At 68.2% G+C, this 16759-nt stretch carries 15 protein-coding genes and 3 pseudogenes; 10 read left to right on the top strand and 8 right to left on the bottom strand.

What is annotated here, in order from left to right; all coding sequences use genetic code 11:
• A partial coding sequence (locus tag GPA03_RS22280) for an ABC transporter permease family protein (RefSeq protein WP_479681105.1) occupies window positions 1-503 on the bottom strand: 503 nt, incomplete at its 3' end.
• Window positions 500-1504, bottom strand: coding sequence for an ABC transporter permease (locus GPA03_RS22275; RefSeq protein WP_156254256.1), 1005 nt, complete (start codon window positions 1502-1504; stop codon window positions 500-502). The genes GPA03_RS22280 and GPA03_RS22275, both read right to left, overlap by 4 nt.
• Window positions 1505-1637: 133 nt before the next feature.
• Here GPA03_RS22275 and GPA03_RS22270 point away from each other — a divergent pair, with 133 nt between their 5' ends.
• Complete coding sequence (locus GPA03_RS22270) at window positions 1638-2630, top strand: LacI family DNA-binding transcriptional regulator (RefSeq protein WP_156254253.1); 993 nt, start codon at window positions 1638-1640, stop codon at window positions 2628-2630.
• 255 nt (window positions 2631-2885) lie between these two features.
• Here the strand turns inward: GPA03_RS22270 and GPA03_RS22265 are convergent, their stop codons facing one another.
• Entirely contained in the window at window positions 2886-3992 is a 1107-nt protein-coding gene (locus GPA03_RS22265; RefSeq protein ID WP_156254252.1) for a substrate-binding domain-containing protein, read from the bottom strand.
• A gap of 308 nt (window positions 3993-4300) precedes the next feature.
• On the opposite strand from GPA03_RS22265, the gene GPA03_RS22260 reads away from it, so the two are divergent.
• From GPA03_RS22260 to GPA03_RS22240, 5 genes are read left to right on the top strand one after another with little or no spacing between them, the layout of a single operon-like run.
• Window positions 4301-5164, top strand: coding sequence for an ABC transporter permease (locus tag GPA03_RS22260; RefSeq protein ID WP_156254251.1), 864 nt, complete (start codon window positions 4301-4303; stop codon window positions 5162-5164).
• A 41-nt stretch (window positions 5165-5205) separates the two neighbouring features.
• The gene (locus tag GPA03_RS22255; protein ID WP_156254250.1) at window positions 5206-6081 is read left to right on the top strand and encodes a carbohydrate ABC transporter permease; all 876 of its coding nucleotides are present in this window, start codon (window positions 5206-5208) and stop codon (window positions 6079-6081) included.
• Between the two features lie 33 nt (window positions 6082-6114).
• A complete protein-coding gene (locus GPA03_RS22250) occupies window positions 6115-7725 on the top strand; it encodes a type 2 periplasmic-binding domain-containing protein (RefSeq protein ID WP_162458471.1) in 1611 nt (536 codons plus the stop codon).
• Window positions 7722-9821: a hypothetical protein gene (locus tag GPA03_RS22245; protein ID WP_156254248.1), complete on the top strand. Its 2100-nt coding sequence runs from the start codon at window positions 7722-7724 to the stop codon at window positions 9819-9821. Before GPA03_RS22250 ends, GPA03_RS22245 begins: the two co-directional genes overlap by 4 nt.
• A gap of 32 nt (window positions 9822-9853) precedes the next feature.
• Complete coding sequence (locus GPA03_RS22240) at window positions 9854-11095, top strand: hypothetical protein (protein WP_156254247.1); 1242 nt, start codon at window positions 9854-9856, stop codon at window positions 11093-11095.
• A gap of 137 nt (window positions 11096-11232) precedes the next feature.
• Here GPA03_RS22240 and GPA03_RS22235 read toward each other — a convergent pair.
• A pseudogene (locus tag GPA03_RS22235) lies at window positions 11233-11724 on the bottom strand (integrase core domain-containing protein); the annotation flags it as partial.
• An 81-nt stretch (window positions 11725-11805) separates the two neighbouring features.
• On the opposite strand from GPA03_RS22235, the gene GPA03_RS22230 reads away from it, so the two are divergent.
• Window positions 11806-12795 (top strand): hypothetical protein, encoded by a 990-nt coding sequence (locus GPA03_RS22230; RefSeq protein WP_156254246.1) that lies wholly within the window; start codon window positions 11806-11808, stop codon window positions 12793-12795.
• Window positions 12796-13025: 230 nt separating this feature from the next.
• Here GPA03_RS22230 and GPA03_RS23170 read toward each other — a convergent pair.
• Window positions 13026-13190 (bottom strand): annotated as a pseudogene (locus GPA03_RS23170) (IS481 family transposase); the annotation flags it as partial.
• Window positions 13188-13499, bottom strand: a pseudogene (locus tag GPA03_RS22225) (bifunctional hydroxymethylpyrimidine kinase/phosphomethylpyrimidine kinase); the annotation flags it as partial. The pseudogenes GPA03_RS22225 and GPA03_RS23170, both read right to left, overlap by 3 nt.
• Window positions 13500-13553: 54 nt before the next feature.
• Between GPA03_RS22225 and GPA03_RS22220 the strand changes: the two are divergent.
• The 3 genes from GPA03_RS22220 to GPA03_RS22210 all read left to right on the top strand — a co-directional run bounded on the left by GPA03_RS22220 (window position 13554) and on the right by GPA03_RS22210 (window position 14824).
• Complete coding sequence (locus GPA03_RS22220; RefSeq protein WP_241681446.1) at window positions 13554-14213, top strand: DNA alkylation repair protein; 660 nt, start codon at window positions 13554-13556, stop codon at window positions 14211-14213.
• A gap of 95 nt (window positions 14214-14308) precedes the next feature.
• Complete coding sequence (locus GPA03_RS22215) at window positions 14309-14569, top strand: type II toxin-antitoxin system Phd/YefM family antitoxin (RefSeq protein WP_156254244.1); 261 nt, start codon at window positions 14309-14311, stop codon at window positions 14567-14569.
• Window positions 14570-14824 carry a Txe/YoeB family addiction module toxin gene (locus tag GPA03_RS22210; protein ID WP_156254243.1) on the top strand — a complete coding sequence of 85 codons (255 nt, stop codon included), beginning with the start codon at window positions 14570-14572 and terminating at the stop codon, window positions 14822-14824. It begins immediately after the preceding gene.
• Here the strand turns inward: GPA03_RS22210 and GPA03_RS22205 are convergent.
• Together GPA03_RS22205 and GPA03_RS22200 are read right to left on the bottom strand one after the other, a co-directional pair.
• Window positions 14818-15876, bottom strand: coding sequence for a mechanosensitive ion channel family protein (locus GPA03_RS22205; RefSeq protein WP_156254242.1), 1059 nt, complete (start codon window positions 15874-15876; stop codon window positions 14818-14820). The two genes, GPA03_RS22210 and GPA03_RS22205, sit on opposite strands and share 7 nt — an antisense overlap.
• Window positions 15877-15954: 78 nt before the next feature.
• Window positions 15955-16677, bottom strand: coding sequence for an SDR family NAD(P)-dependent oxidoreductase (locus tag GPA03_RS22200; protein WP_156254241.1), 723 nt, complete (start codon window positions 16675-16677; stop codon window positions 15955-15957).
• Window positions 16678-16759: the final 82 nt, after the last annotated feature.

Here is a 16759-nt window from a genome sequence, read left to right as displayed (position 1 = left end):
ACGAGGTAGCTGGGGATGATGCCGGGGTTGAACAGCAGGCTGATGAGTACGAGCAGCAGCAGGGGTCGGTTGCCGATGGTGTGGCGGCGTGAGAGGGCCCAGCCCAGCATCGCGGTCAGGGTCAGGCTCAGGGTGGTGCCGACGGCGGTGACGCCGGCGCTGATCAGCAGGGCCCGGGTGACGACTCCGCCGGTCAGGATGGAGCGGTAGGCGGTCAGGTCGATGCCTTGGGGGAGGAGCACGAACCCGCCGGCCTGGTTGACCTGTTCGGCGGGTGCCAGGCTGGTGGAGATGATCCCGATGAACGGGCCGATCACCATCGCGCACGCGGCGCCCAGCACGATGGTCTTGATGATGGTCTCGACCCGGCCCGGGCGGGGCACCCCATCGATCAGCGTCCCCGACCCCGGCCTACGTCGTCGCCGCGGGGGTGGCGCGCCGGCGCCGGTGCCGGTGCCGGTGCTGGTGTGGCTGTGGCTGTGGGTGGTGTGGGTGGTGGTCATGCGCGGTAGACGCCTTCCTCGCCCAGGGCGTGGGCGATCTTGTTGGCGACCAGCACCAGCACCAGCCCGACCAGGCCCTTGACCAGGCCGACCGCGGCGCTGACGCCCCAGGCGCCGCCGATGACGCCGTTGTTGTAGACGTAGGTGTCCAGCACCTCTGAGACGTCCCGGCCTACGGCCTGCTGCTGCAGCAGCAGCTGCTCGAACCCGACCGAGAGGGAGTCGCCGAGCTTGAGGATCAGCAGCAGCACGATGATCGCCCGCATCCCGGGCAGGGTCACGTGCCAGGTCTGACGCCACCGGGACGCACCATCCATCGCGGAGGCCTCATACAAGGACCGGTCGATCTGGGACAGCACCGCCAGGAACAAGATCGTGGCCCAGCCGGTGTCCTTCCAGATCACCTGCGAGGTGATCAACACATAGAACGCCTCCGGGTTACCGATGATGTTCACGGCCTCGAACCCGTTCGCGCGCAGGAAGTTGTTGATCATCCCCGCACCCCCCAGCACCTGCTGGAACACCGCCACCACGATCACCCAGGACAGAAAGTGCGGCAGATACAGCACCGACTGCACCGCCTGCTTGACCTTGTTCGAGACCAGACTGTTCAACAACAACGCCACCACGATCGGCGCCGGGAACACGAACACCGTCTGCAACAACGTGATGAACAACGTGTTCCGCAACGCCTGCAAGAACCGCGGATCACCATCAAAAAGAATCGAGAAATTCTCCAACCCCACCCACAGGCTGCGATCAATCCCCAGATACGGCTGATAATCCTGGAACGCGATCACATTCCCACCCAGCGCCACATACTGGAACACGATCACCACAGCAATACCCGGCAACGCCAACAACAACACCGGATGATCACGCCGCAACCGAGCCCACCAACCCTGCCCCGGGCGGCGCGCTGAGCCTCCCGTTCCAGGCGAGCTCCCAGGGGCGAGAGGTCGTGACGGCGAGGAGGCTCGCCGCTCCGACGTCGTGGTCATGCGCCGCACCTCCGTGGGACGCGGGTGCGTGAGTCGTGCATGGGTGCCGACACAGGCGCTCCTTCGGGCCGTGAGTGATCGTTCACTTGGACGATAAGTGATCGATCACTCGGCGTCAACTACCATGACCGCCATGGCCGAGGTGCGACGACGACCGACGATCCGCGAGGTCGCGCGGCGCGCTGGCGTGTCCCACCAGACGGTCTCGAGGTTCCTGCGTGACGACCCCACGCTGCGGCCGCAGACCCGTCAGGTGGTGCAGGACGCCGTCGACGCGCTCGGCTACCGGCCCAATCTCGCGGCACGATCGATGCGCACCACGCGCTCGGGAGTGGTGGCGATCGTGGTGCCGACGATGAGGGGGCCCGAGCGGACGATCGAGGCTGCGGTCGAGGAGGCTCGCGCTCGTGGCTTCCGGGTCGAGGTGATCATCGGCGTGGACGAGGGCGCGGAAGAGCTCAGCCTCCGCGCGCGCGACCTGCTCGACAGCGGCAGGGTCGAGGGCGTGCTCTCGGTGGCGCCGATCAACGCGTCCACGGATCGCACCGGCGCCGTCGTCGACACCGGTGAGTACGACCACCGGATGCGGGCGGTGGAAGCCGTGTCTGGCGACGCCGACACCATGGCTGCGCTCGTGCGTGCGCTGGCGGAGCTGGGTCACCGGCACTTCCTGCACGCCGCTGGCCCGCAGGGCTGGCGCTCGGCGAAGCTGCGGCAACAGGGATACCTGAGCGCGATCGAAGAGCTGGGCCTGACCTCCCACGGGGAGCCCGACGGGTTCTGGGAACCCGCGCACGGTATGCGTGTCGTCGCTGCGCTCGATGCCGACTCGCCTGTGACCGCCATCCTGGCAGCCAGCGATCTCATCGCTGCAGGCGTCCTGTTCGGAGCGGCGCAACGCGGCTGGTCCGTGCCGCAGCGGCTCAGCGTGACCGGCTGGGACGACATGCTGCTGATGCGGTACGCGGTGCCGCCGCTGACGACCGTGGTCGTCGATCGGGAGAGCGCTGGACGCCATGCCATGCAGCGGCTCATCGCTGCGATCCGCGGCGAGGAGGAGCCGCCACCGTTGGCGACCAGACTGACGCAGATCGCGCTGCGCGGGACGACCGGCCCGGCGCCGTAGACGACCGATTCGGGGTGTGACGCCTGCAGTGCGGCAGGAGAGCGAACGCCAGCAGCGGCCGGCGCCAATAACGCCGCCATGGTGAAGTTCGCGCGGCTGCGCCGGAGTCGAGTGTGCTCCAGCCCGCGAGCCTGCTGGTGCTGTCGGTCCCGATGCGGTGGTCCTCGGTGCCTGCGATTCGTCGTCAGCGGCGTCCCACTGACCGTAGTGCCGCCCGTCATGCACCGGGCTCGGTCCGGCACGTCACACCCGACGTCACGGCAGCGCGGGGATGCTCGCTACCTCAGGCGCGATGCCGATGCTCGACTTCCGAACGACCAGCTGCGGTCGGATCAGCAGCTGCTGGCGAGGTCCGTCCGGTCCCAGCCGAAGCCGGGTCAGCAGCATCTCCATCGCCAGCCGGCCGATGTGTGCCTTGGCAGGTCGCATCGCCGGCAGCGGAGGTTCGGCCATGGAGGCGATCTCGTCGTCGTACGCCACGAGCGCGAGATCCTCGGGGATGCGGATGCCCATCTCCCTGCATCGCTGTGCCAGGGCGAGAGCATCGGGGTCCGGTTGCACGATCAGCGCCGTCAGGGTGCCGTTTCGTACACGGTCGATCACCTCGGCGAATGCGGAGACGCCCGAGTCGCGATGGAACATACCCATGCGGCCGACCAGCTGGCGGTCGGGGTCGAGTCCGTGGCGTCGCAGACTGTCACGCCATCCCATCGCCACCTGAGTTCCGGTGACGTTGTCCGTCCCGAAGAGGCCGATCCACCGGTGGCCCTGCGCATGCAGATGCTCTACGGCCTCCTCACCGCCGCGCCGGTGGTCCGACGCGACCCATTGCAGGTGCTCGACGAACAGATCCGCAGGTGGCTGCCGCTCGGCCAGCACCACGGGGATCGGCAGCCCGTCCAGCCAACGCACGAGATCGCGGGAGGCGGTCTGCCGCAGCTCCGGCGAGACGATCAGACCCTGGATCTCCGACCGTGCCACAAGCAACCCCACCTGCTTGCGGTCCGCCACCGGATCGTATTCCGAACCGTGCAGGATCAGCCGAACCCCGGCGGCGTCGGCGGCGGCCTTGGCGCCGCGCAGCACGTCGGGGAAGTAGTACCTCAGGTTCGGCACCACCACCCCGACGGCGCCCTTCCAGCCGTCTGAGGCCGTTCGGTCAGGGGTGGGGCGGCTCGCCGCCACCGCACCACCATGCTCGCGCCTGATCAGGCCGCGGCTCTGCAGCAGCCTCAGGTCTCGTCGGACCGTGGGCTGAGAGACGCCGAGCTCGGTGGCGATGTCGCCAACCCGCACGGATCCCCGGCTGCGGAGGAGCGAGAGCACGCGCTCGCGGCGCTCGCTGGGAAGGCGGTCGGTCATGTCAGCTCCAAGGGGTCTCGCGTGACGATCCTGCTCAAGTCTGTGACCAGATTCGCTCACCACTACGACTGATTGCGACCGAAAGGTGATCGTTCGTGATCGGATCGCTTGGCCGCGACTGCGCGCCCGCCCCACAGTTGTGTCACTCGTGACAACGACGACATCAGGTGGGGACGACCGTGCCGACTGTGGCCCAGACAGATCAGCCCTCAATCGTGGCTGAGCTCCGCACCCGATCGAGCGGCACGTCGAAGGCTCCTGGCCCGCGGAGATCCCGACGCCTGCCAGGCGCCACTCCGCTGATCTTGATGGCGCTGCCTGGGGTCGTGCTGCTGCTGGCGTTCCAGTACGTGCCGCTGCTGGGAAATGTCATCGCCTTCAAGGACTACCTGCCCTTCGTCGGCATAGGCGACAGCCCGTGGGTGGGCTTTGACAACTTCCGCATCATCCTGGACGGCGACCCGCGCTTTCTGAATGCCCTCACCAACACGCTGCTGATCACGTTGGTGCAGGTGGTCCTGGTGTTCCCGATCCCCATCGCACTGGCACTTGCGCTGAACAGCTTCGTCTCTGAGCGCATCAAGCGGTTGGTGCAGTCGGTTCTCTACCTGCCGCACTTCCTGTCCTGGGTGATCGTCGTGGCGGTCTTCCAACAGTTTCTCGGCGGCGCCGGGATGATCAACAACTTCCTGCGCAGCCAAGGCGGGGACACTTTCTCGATCATCGGCAACCCCGACGCCTTCATCCCGCTGATCACGGCACAGGTCGTGTGGAAAGACTCCGGCTGGGCCACGATCCTGTTCCTCGCGGTGCTCTCCCGGGTCAGTACCGAGCTCTACGAGGCCTCGAGCGTCGACGGCGCGGGCCGGTGGCGCCAGATGTGGCATGTGACCCTGCCGGCGCTACGGCCGATCATCGTGCTGCTGCTCATCCTGAAGCTCGGTGACGCACTCTCCGTCGGGTTCGAGCAGATCATCCTTCAGCAACCCGCCGTCGGACTGCAGGCCTCCGAGGTGCTGGATACCTACGTCTACAACAACGGCATAGTCGATCAGAACTGGAGTCAGGCAGCGGCCGTGGGGCTGGTCAAGGGTCTCGTCGCCGTGGTGCTCGTCTGGGGAGCCAACAAAGTGGCTCACCTCTTCGGAGAGGATGGGCTGTACCGCTCATGACCACCATGACATCCGAGTCCCGGACCAGGGCGCGGAGGACGATGAGCGGCGGCCAAGCCCGACCCTCCGTCCCCGCCACCATCGCCAAAGGCACTGTCTTCAGCATCGCGTGCGCGCTGGTGATCCTCCCGTTCATCGGCATCGTCGCGACCTCGATGGCGCCCGCGGAGCAGATCTCTGCCGCCGGTGGCCTCGTGCTCTTTCCCGAACGACTCGACTTCTCCGCCTACGACGCGATCCTGTCCGGCGGTATCGTCACCCGCGCACTGGGAGTGAGCGTGCTAGTCACCGTCGGCGGGACAGCCGTCAGCCTGACGGTCAGCTCACTTCTTGCCTACACCCTCACTCGTCGTGCGCTGCCGTTTCGGCGCGGCCTCACCCTGCTGGTGGTCGTCAGCCTGTTCTTCAGCCCGGGCCTGCTTCCCACCTATCTGGCGGTGCAGAGCTACGGCTTGTTGAACTCGCTGGCGGCGCTGATCCTGCCAACGGCACTGAGCGCCTTCAACGTGATCGTGCTGCGCGCCTTCTTCGGCGGTCTTCCCCCGGACATCCTCGATGCGGCAGAGATCGACGGCGCTTCTGAGATGCGGTTGCTCACCAGCATCGTGATCCCGCTCTCGAAGGCTGCGCTGGCCGTGATCGGACTGTTCTACGCGGTCGGGTACTGGAACGCGTTCTTCTCCGCGCTGATCTACCTGAACGACTCGGCCATGTGGCCGCTCCAGCTCGTGCTGCGGACCTATGTGGTCGATGACAACACGATCACCGGCTACGACCTCGCCTCCGATGTCATCCCCGCGCAACCAGCACTGCAGATGGCGATCCTCGTGATCTCTGTACTGCCGATCCTGCTCGTCTACCCGTGGCTCCAGAAGCACTTCGCCAAGGGCGCCCTGACAGGTGCCATCAAGGGCTGACCGGCCCTGTACTGCCATCGAAAGGAATCAACGATGATCACGATGTCCCGCCGAACCCTGCTCACCGGAGCGTTGGGCGCCGGAGCCGCCATGGCCCTGGCGAGCTGCGATTCCGGCGGCGGCACCGACCCCGTCGCTGAGCAGTCCGCGAACACGGCGGCGCTGCCGACCTACGTGCCCTATGCCGGCGTGGAGCCCGACCTCCCGGCCGAGCTCGGCCGTACCAGCGCTGCCTTCTTCGCCTACCCGGACCCGGCAACGTTCAGCACCGAGGCGCCAGGCGATGGCCAGCCGGTGCGGTTCATGGGGCCGACGAGCTTCGGCCTGCCCCCGGCACTGCCGGACAACCCGTTCTGGCAGGAGATGAACAAGCGGATCGGCAGCGATCTGGACATCTCGCTCACACCCGCCGGTGAGTACGACGCGAAGTTCTCGACCACGGTGGCCGGCAACAGCCTGCCGGATGCGTTCTACGTCGGCTCGATGCCCGCCCGTGCCAAGTTCATGGTCGCCAAGGCCGCCGACCTGACCGAGTACCTCTCGGGGGATGCGGTGCAGGACTACCCAGGGCTCGCCTCGATCCCGACCGACTCCTGGCAAGAGTGCATCTTCGAGGGCTCCATCCGGGCGATCCCTCTCAACCGGGGGCTCGTGTCACTGCCGAGCGTCCTCATGCGCAACGACCTGCTCACCAGCGCCGGCATCGACCGTGCAGACATCACGTCCTTCGAGGCGCTCCGCGAGATCTCCAGCGAGATGACGGGTGGCAACCGGTGGGCGTGGGGAGACGCCCCGCTCGGCCACCTGCGCCGCATGGCTGATATCCCGATCCGATGGACCATCGAGGACGGGGTGCTCGACACCAACCTCCTGGACGAGCGACAGCACGAAGCGCTTGAGGCGACGAGGGCCCTCGTGGCGGACGGCAGCGTCAATCCCGATGCCGCTGGAATTCCGGCGTCGACCAAGAAGCAGTGGTTCGGTGGTGGCCAGGCCGCCTTCATCAGCGACTCGTTCATCGCCTGGTTCAGCCTGTATGTCGCCAACGAGGCGGTCGAGGGCCTGGAGATCCAGGCCATGGGCATCCCGGGGATGACCGGTGGCACCGGGACCCAGAACCTGCCCCGCCCGAATGCCGGATTCACGGCGTTCTCAGCCGAGGTCGGCGACCGCCTGCCCACGCTGCTGCGCATCGCAGACTGGCTGGCCGCCCCGTTCGGCACCGAGGAGTACCTGTTCAACAAGTATGGGATCGCCGGCCGCAACTATGACGTCGTGGGTTCCGACCCGGTGCCCAGTGCGCTGGCCACCGAGGTGAACATCGGCTCGCTGTATATGAGCGATGCCGCCCGGGTCATCTACTCACCCGGCCGCCCCGAGGCCGTCCAGTCCGCCTGGGACCACCAGAGCGCCGTCACGGCGAAGACGGTCCCCGACCCTACCTATGGACTGGAGTCCGCGACCGCCTCCCGCGTCCTCAACTCGCTGACGGGCGAGCTCAGCAGCGTGGAGCAGGACATCATTTACGGACGCAGGCCGGTCAGCGACTGGGATGCTGCCGCGCAGGCGTTCCTGGACGGCGGCGGCACGACGATCGTTGAGGAGTACCAGGCGTCCTACGACGCGATCCAGGCGATGCAGTGAGCGATCCCGAGGCTGATCGCGTCGGTTCGTGGCTGGTCGAATGGCTGCGCTACGCCGAGCAGGACTGGCACACCCGGCAGGACGACGCTGCCTTGGAACAGGGCTGGTACGGGAGCGGCTACACCGGTTGGGGTGCCCAGACGACGTTGCAGTACCTCGCCGCCGCCGGCGCAGTGGCCGTGCATGCCGCCACCCCCGATACCCGTCGCTGGGCGCGGCGGCGGGCACTCGCGGCGCTGCGATACAGCATCGCCACGCATGTGACCGGTTTCGCTGATGCCGAGGATGGTCGACGGTGGGGGCGGACATGGATCAGCGTGCTCGGCCTGGAGCGGGCCGGCTGGGTGATCGACGAGCTCGGTCCGGAGCTGGAGCCCCGGTACCGTGCGGGGCTGGATCAGCTGCTCGTCGATGAAGCAGACTGGCAGGCCGAGCACCACGAACGTGCCGGTGAGGGCGGCATCCGCGGCAGCCGGTGGAGCCATGAGGGCCTGAACCGTCCGGAGTCGAACCTCTGGTGCGGCGCGCACCTGTGGCGCACGGCCGAGCGCTACCCCGATCATCCGCGCGCGCAGCGGTGGCGTGACGTCGCCGTGCCGTTCCTGCTCAACGCCGTCTCTGTCCCCAGCGACGCCACCAGCGACGAGGTACGCGATGGTGTTCGCGTGGCAGATGTCCACGGAGGACCGAACTTCTTCGAGTCCTATGCGCTGGACCACCACGACTATCTCAACGTCGGCTACATGGTGATCTGCACCAGCAACGCCGCGTTCGCACACCTGGACCTGCTCTCCCAGGGTCGGGCGGTTCCGGAATCCCTGTCGTGGCACCAGGGCGACCTGTGGCAACGGATCCGCGCACTGGTCGCGCCCGATGGTCGTCTGGTGCGCGTCGGCGGCGACACCCGGGTGCGGTACGCGTACTGCCAGGAGTACCTGCTGCCGGCCCTGCAGTACGCGGAGCACGAGCTGGGCGATACGGGTGCGAGCGAGCTGGCCTCGGCTTACCTACGACTGGTCGAACGTGAACGCGCCGAGACCTCGGACGGATCGCTCTACGGGCGGCGGCTGGACCCGCTGGGTATCGCGCAGCCCTACTACCGCGCGCGCCTCGAGACCGACCGGGCATGCGTGCTCGGCCGCTGGTTGCACCACGCCGCGCGGCGCGTGGCCGGTCGCCCGGCGGATCCTGAGCCCACGACGTCGGCGTGGAGCGACGACGAGCACGGCTTCGCCATGACGCGAGGCGAGAACCGCATCGCCTCAGCTTCGTGGCGCGCGGCCAGCGGTACCCAGGTGCTCGCGTTCCCGACCGCCCGCCCCGACATGGCCGAGTGGGCGCTCAACCTCTGCCCCGTGCTGAGGTTCGAGGGCGATGGCGCGCCCGCCTCGCCCACCGAGTCGCCGAAGGCGCAGCGCCGTCTAGCTGGATACCAGCTGGAGACCTTCGACGGCGGCTTCCTGACGGCTGCCCGTGTCGAGGAAGGCTGCGCCCTGCGGATCGCCGAAGGGTGGCACGGTGCCGAGCCTGTCGCTGACAGCTGGATCGTGGTGGCAGCGCTTCCGGACGATGCGACTGTGGTGGGGCTGCACCTCGCCCGTGCTCGCGGTCTGCGCCCACCGCTGCTGAGTGCGCTGGGACTGAACCTGCTGATACCGAACGACGTGCACACCACCTCCGAGCACTCGATCGTGGGGGTCGACGACGAGGCGCTGTGCGTGGACGGTCAGCTTGACGTGGTGTCCGACCAGCCGCTGAGCGTCTCGTCGCACCCGGTGAGCAGCACCTCCGGGCTTCGGAGCATCGGCGTGGAGCGGATCGCCGCGGGGGCCAGGCACGGTCGGTACTGGGTCCCCGCGGGCGGGTCCATCGTCGAGGCTGCCTGGGTGGTTCGTGTGCGTCGGCCCGAGGACGCGCGGCCCCGCCTCGTCCACGAGGTCGACGATGCCGGCACGCACCGTGTGGACGTCACAGTCCCCGGCGGGACGTGGCGGTTGGAGTTCGACCCGCACGCCCAGGATCAGCCCACGTGGGGCGAGCGCGTGGGTGCGCTCTCCCTGGCGCCGCTCGGCGCCGGGGCCCCGCAGCACACCTGAACGAAGCACACCTGCATCCACGAGGAGAGACGATGACGCTCACCAAGAAGCTCGCGACAGGCTCGAGGCGGCGCTGGGTTGCCGCCGCTGCAGCCGCTGCGCTGTTAGGGACCATGGCCGCGGAAACCGAGGTGCTCCCAGCCTCGGCATCTCCGGCACCCGAAGCCGCCCAGGCGGCGCCGCTGCAGGTCGGTTTCAACGGCCGCACCGAGCAGATCGAGATGATCGACCACTTCTACGGTCAGGACGATCGCGGGCCCCGGTTGTGTCAGTACTACACCGGATGGGATACCGCCGTCCACGTCGATGGCGAGCCCGATCACCCGAGTGGTCTGGCCGCGAACATCGCATGGCTCGAGGTCGCGCATGAGAGTGGGTGCGAGGAGGTGCTGATCTCGTTCAAGGCTGCATCCTCTGCTGACCCGGACGAGGAGTTCGACCCCGTGCCGCCGACCCCCTTCGAGTTCATGGCGGCGTTCAGCGACTACGTGACGTTCGACTGGGAAGGTCTCACCGGCTACGCCGGGTCTTTCGCGTTCGCTGCATGGAACGAGCCGAACCTGAACTCTGGCGCTGGAAGTGGCTATCCGTCGCCGGGTCCGGGCGCCGACCCGGTCGTGGGTGCGCGGCTGGCAGCTCAGTACTACCTGGCGGCCGAGCGAATCTGCCAGTCGCACGACTGCGTCGTGGCTGCGGTGAACTTCGGCTCCAACGGAGGCAGCTGGGTCGACTACATGACCAACTGCAAGGAAGCCGCGGTGCCGCGCGAGGAGCATTGCAGCAAGCCGAGCATCCACAACACCACCAACCTGGGGCCGAGCTATCTCGACCTCTACCGGAACGAGATCGCGAACGCCGCCACCGACTTCGGGCTACGCCCCGACTTCCGCCCTGACATCGTGGCCTACCACGGGTGGGCAGACACCAACGCCTATCTGAACGGATCCCGCACCTGCACCGGATACGACGACTGCCTGCTCGAGCGCGTGATGTTCGCGTTCCGCGGCACCTGGGGCGGCGCGGAGATCTGGAACACCGAGGATGGCGTGGGCCAGCCGGGCTTCTACACGCATGAGGAGATGACGGACGCGCGCCAGCTCGACGCTCTGGAGTACCTCCTGGGCCTTGCCGAGTCGGAGCCGCGCTACACCCGGCTCTACTACACGCACATCGTCAAGTCGCCGTCGAGATTGTTGTTGGTCGATGAGGCCGGCCAGGTAGGACCACGCCCCTCTCTGGCTCTCCTGCAGGAGGCTGCGAGTACCAGCGGCTGAGCGGCTCAGGTGTGCGAGGTGCTCCGCACTCTTGGCTCGCCAAGCCATGGTCGGGTCCGAGCGCGGCAAGCCGTCCATGAGAATGTTGAGCGGACCTGCTGCACCTCGAACTGCATCACGAGTGAGCCTGCGGCCCCCTAGGTGTTGTGGCTCATGACGTTGGTGACGCCGGTGCGTAGTCGTGAGGCTGGGGGTCGGCCGCCGATGGCGGTGTGGTCGCGATAGTGGTTGTCGTGCAGGTTCCAGATCTGGATTGCGTTGGCGCGGTCGGTCTCGCTGGTCCAGATAAGGGCGTAGAGAAGCTCTTCGGCAAAGATCCGGTGGCACTGCTCGACCTTGCCGTTGTGGCGGGGTGTGAAGGGTCGGATCCGCTGATGGCGGGACGCTGTGGCCAGCACCCAGCGGGTGAATGTCCCGGCTCGGTAGTTGGACCCGTCGTCGGTGACGACGCGAACCAGCCGGGTGATGCCGTGAGCGGCGAAGAACGCCCGAGCGCGGTGATAGAACCCGATCGTGGTGGTGGCCTTCTCGTCGGGTAGGTGCTCGGTGTAAGCGAGCCGGGAGTGGCCATCGATCCGACTCTTCAATCGACCGCCCTCGGGTGCGGAACGAGTGTCCGACGACGTCCTTGGCGAGGTCGCGCGGAACATCTGCCCATCGCGGAGTGCGCATCGTGCCGATGGGATGGGTGGACCCGACCGAGGAGATCCATGCACCGCCGCCCCGTCGTCACGGCCCTGTTGACAGTCGCGGTCGGTATCGCCGCGCTCAGTGGGTGTGCTCCGTCGGGTCCGAGCGCCGATATCGGCGATGTCATCGTGCTGAGCGAGGACGACTACGCCGAGGCGCTCGACGACGCCGTCCCGACCCAGCTGCTGATCCCGGTGCCGGAGAGCACCTGGATCGTCTCGGGCCTCGCTGTGGTCGACGGCGTCCGCGTCCCCGACGGACAGCTGGTGGTTCCCAGGGGCGCGGCGATCGTCGTCGTCGGTGGTGTCGCGGGCTACTCGGGCGGGCCGAGCGAGACCACGTTCGCGGTCGTCACCGGCGACGAGCGGGCCGTGATCGACCCGGAGGTGCACTCCGCCGTCATCGTGCCCGACGGCGGAGCGAGCAGCACATTCGTCGCCACCTTCGATGGTCGCGACCTCGCGTACGACCTCAGCACGGGCGGCGTCGCCGACGGCTCGGAGCCGTACCTGGAGACCACGAACCTGGTCAGGTTCGAGGACTGGGCCGTCACCACGACCGGATTCCCTGCCGACGTCGGCCTCAACGATGTGGTGCCCCTGCCGTTCAACCTCCGGTTGACGATGTCCACGTGGGCACCCGAGGTTGGATGGGCGCCGCCCGGGTCCGCGTGGCTGACACTGGACTGCGTCGGCGAGGACACGACCGGGCTCGACGTCGACGGATGGCCGGACGGCGCAGGCTCGGCCAGGCTCGAGCTCGACGAGGTCCGAGTGAGCGTCGCCGGTGAGACTTACGCCGCCGTGCCCGCCGCCGATGACTGGCTGACCGTCGTCGATGTCATCGAGGTCCCGTTCGACGGCGGCACCGAACCGGTGGAGATCGGCGCCGTCGTTCAGGTGACCGCGGTCGGCGACCGCCACGTCGCGCCGGAGGGTGCCGACCCGCTCGAACCCTTCGAGGCCGAGATCGAAGGTGAGACCACGCTCGTTCTTGACTGGCCGGCTTAAGAGCCCAGACGACGTCGCGGCGGGATCGGCGGCGGGCGTCGTCGTCACGCCGCCACAAGGCGCTCAGCGCTTGCCGAGGTCGATCGCGCTAGCGTCGGATTCGACTTGGTTGAGGCCCGCTTCTCCTGAGGGTCTTCGCGTCGACGGTCTGCCGACCTGGCTTGCCGGGGACTTCTCCAACATCATGGGCTTTCCCGCAATGGGAGGCAGACGCCCTCCTGCCCCCAGCGCAGCTCGCGCCGGATCTGGCGGGCGGTCATCTTCTGCTTCCGGCCCATGCTCTGGATCTGTGCCATCAGCGCCGGAGCCAGCTGGGTGGGTGAGCGGCCCGGGACGCTGGCCCGGTCGACCAGGCCCAGCTCGCCGAGGTCGTCGTAGCGGCGTTTCCACTTGCTCGTGCGGTAGTGCGCGGTGAACTGGGCGCTCGTCACGTCACCGGAGCCGTTTGCCCTAAACGGCAGGTAGGGCGTCTGCAGGATCCGAGTGCCGTCGTCGTCGACGGCGAGCATCTCGATCGCGCCCTCGGGGGGTCGGGCCGTTCCACGCTGGTCACCAGCACGGTCCGGGGCGCCAGGGCAGCGCGCGATGTCCACCGAGGCGAGCGTCGACTCCAACGAGCCGGGCTCGGTGCGGGGGAGGTACCCGAGCTCGAACTGGTTCGGCGTGATGATGTCCTCCACCGGGATCACGCGCTCGCTGATGAGCGGCGGGAGGGAGCACCGCAGGGTGTCCCAGCCACCGGCGATACTGCCAGCGTGATGGAGCTCGAGCGAGTCATGCAGACGCTGCGCGCCGAGGCGGACCCGGAGGCGGCGCGGGCCCAGCAGCACAGGTTCGGCATCCCTGCCGACGGCGTGCTGGGGCTGCCCATGCGGCGGATGCTGGAGATCGGCAAGCAGCTCGCGCCCTCCCACGACCTCGCGCAGGCGCTGTGGGGGAGCGGCGTCTACGAGGCGCGCACCGTGGCTGCCCTCGTCGACGAACCCGAGAAGGTCGCGGTCGAGCAGATGCAGGCCTGGGCCGCGGACTTCGACAGCTGGGCCATCGTCGACACGGTCTGCTTCCGCCTCTTCGACCGGGTTGGCCCGCGGTGGGACGTCGTCGGCGACTGGTGCGTGGCGGAGCCGTTGTTCGTCAAGCGTGCGGGTTACGCGCTGCTGTGGGCGCTCGCCCTGCACGACCGCACCGCTCCCGATGCGAGCTTCGCCCGGCTGCTGCCGGTTCTCGGCGAGCAGATCGACGAGCGGAAGCTGGTCGCGCAGGCGCAGACCATGGCGCTGCGTGCGGTGGTCAAGCAGCGCCCAGCTCTCCGCGACGCCGTCGCCGACCTGGTGCAGACGCTGCACGAGCGCGGCGGGGCGGCGCGTCGGGTCGCCGCACCGATCCTCAAGGAGCTGCGCGGAGCCGCGCCAGGCTGACGAACTTTCTCGCCGGGCCGGGACCCGTCCGATGCTGGCGTGGGTGAGTGGTACAGTGATGTGGTACCACTCGGCCGATCGGAGAGGTCCGCGGCATGTCCATCAGTGCAAGCGAGGCGCGCAAAACCCTGTTCCCGCTCATCGAGCGCGTGAACGAGGACCGCGAGGCTGTCGAGATCGTCTCCCGCAAGGGCAACGCCGTCCTCATGCCCGCCGACGAGTACGCCGCGTGGCAGGAAACCGCGTACCTGTTTCGCTCGCCAGCCAACGCCCGCCGACTGCTCGATGCCTACGATCGCGCCCGCGCAGGGAAGGCGGAGCTCCACAACCTCGATCGTGCTGACGCGGACACCTGAGTGCGCCTGGTCTGGGACGAGTCGGCGTGGGAAGACTACAAGCACTGGCAGACGGCCGACCGGAAGATCCTCAAGCGCATCAACACGCTCATCGACGCCTGCCTCCGTGAGCCGTTCTCCGGGATCGGCAAGCCCGAGCAGCTGAAGTACGGGGCGCAGGGCTCGTGGTCGCGGCGCATCACCGACGAGCACCGGCTGGTCTACCTCGTGATCAACGAAGACCTCGTCATCCTGCAGGCGCGCTACCACTACTGAGCCGACAGCCCCGCTGCACCGGCCAGATCGCTGACGGCGACCCGCTGCAGCGGCAGCGCCTCGGGGTTGTGCTCGCGCAACCAGGTGGCGAGCTGCTCGCGCACCAGGCAGCGCAGCGTCCAGTCGTCGTCAGTGTTCCGTGAGGTCACCAGGGCGCGTACCGTGAGCCGCTCGCCGGCGGAGTCGGTGACCAGGATCGAGCGGGAGCGGCCGTCCCACAGCCCGCTGTCGTCGACGATCCTCTCGAACGCTTCCCGCATCCGTGCCAGGTCCACCCGCCAGTCGAGCGAGAAGAGGATGGTGCCGGTCACCGTGTTGCCGGTGCGGCTCCAGTTGATGAACGGCGTGGTGGTGAAGTAGGTGGAGGGCAGCACCTTGTGCCGCTCGTCCCAGATGCTCACCACCACATAGGACAGGGTGATGTCCTCGATCGTGCTCCAGGTGCCGTCCACCTCCACGATGTCGCCGATCCGGATGGCATCGGTGAACGCGAGCTGGATACCCGCGAACAGGTTGCCCAGGGTCGACTGCGCCGCGACGCCGATCACCACCGAGAGCAAACCGGCCGAGGCGAGGATCGTGGCGCCGATCCGCTCGACGCCGGGGAAGGTGAGCAGCACCAGGGCTGCTCCGACGACCACGAAGACCGCTCCGACGACCCGCCCGATCAGCCGCATCTGCGTCTGCGCACGTCGCTGTGCGCGATCGTCCTTCATCCGGCTCGTCACGCGCGTCCGCGCGTGCTCGAGCCACGCCAGCACCACGGTGGCCGCGAGCCACACCGCCGAGACGATGATGGCGATCAGCAGCACGTGCAGCCCGAGGTCGCGGAACGACCCCGGCTCCGCTGTCGCCGCGAACGCGATCCGCAGCGCCACCGACAGCGCCAGCGCCCCGAGCGGGCGCCGCACCTGACGCCACGCTGCCAGGACCCAGGGCAGCCGGCGACCGATCCGGCTGGCGACGATGTTGATGACGAGCAGCACGAGCACCATCGCGCCGGCCGAGGCCGCGACCGCGATGATCCATCTGAGAACTGGCCAGAGATCCATGCCTTCCGTCCTAACACACCTCCCCGGGTGTCGCCCTCGAGCCGGCCGCGCCGAGCCCGCCGGGCGGGGTGCGAGCGGCTACCAGGCGACGACGCCGCTGCTGTCGATGAACGTGCCGCTCGCCGCGTCGTCGGGCAGCATGCCGGCTTCCACGACGACCGCGGCCCCCTGCGACGCGGTGAGCGGCGCTTGCTCGCGACTGATCGGTGTGAGGTCGGTCTGCACGAATCCGGGGCAGACCGACGTGACCTTGATCGGCGTGCTGGCGAGCGCCTTGGCCAGCGAGATCGTCACGCTGTTGAGGGCCGCCTTCGAGCTCTGGTAGGCCGGAACGACGGTGCCGTAGTACGGGGACGCGGGGTTGGTCTGGTCCGCGATCGAGCCCATCGTCGAGGAGACGTTGACGATGCGCCCACCCGCAGATCTGCGCAGCTGCGGCAGGAACGCCTGCGTCACCGAGACGACACCCAGGAGGTTCGTCGCGTAGGTCTGCTCGAAGAGCTCGAGGTCGACCACCTCTCCGACCTCGGCGCTTCCCTCGGGCAGCACACCGGCGTTGTTGATCAGCACGTCGATGCCGCCCACTGCCTCCTCGAGCCAGGCGGCGGCCGAACGCACCGATGCCGGGTCGGTGACGTCGAGCTGCACGGACATCGTGGCACCCCCGATCTGTGCGGCGGCGGCCGCGCCCGCCTGGGCGTCGCGGGCGGCGATGACGACCCTGGTGCCACGGGAGGCCAGAGCCTCCGCGACGGCGCGGCCGAGCCCGCGGTTCCCACCGGTGATCAGTGCTGTGCTCACAACTTCTCCTGCGTCTGGGGTCGGCGACGCGGATGCGCCACCACAGGAGCAGACGCTGGCCTGGGCGCCGATGTGAGGTCGG

The organism is Pseudactinotalea terrae, assembly GCF_009733845.1.
Lineage (GTDB): Bacteria > Actinomycetota > Actinomycetes > Actinomycetales > Beutenbergiaceae > Pseudactinotalea > Pseudactinotalea terrae.
The sequence above is the reverse complement of the archived record's forward strand: the minus strand, read 5'-3'. Positions and strand labels throughout refer to the sequence as shown.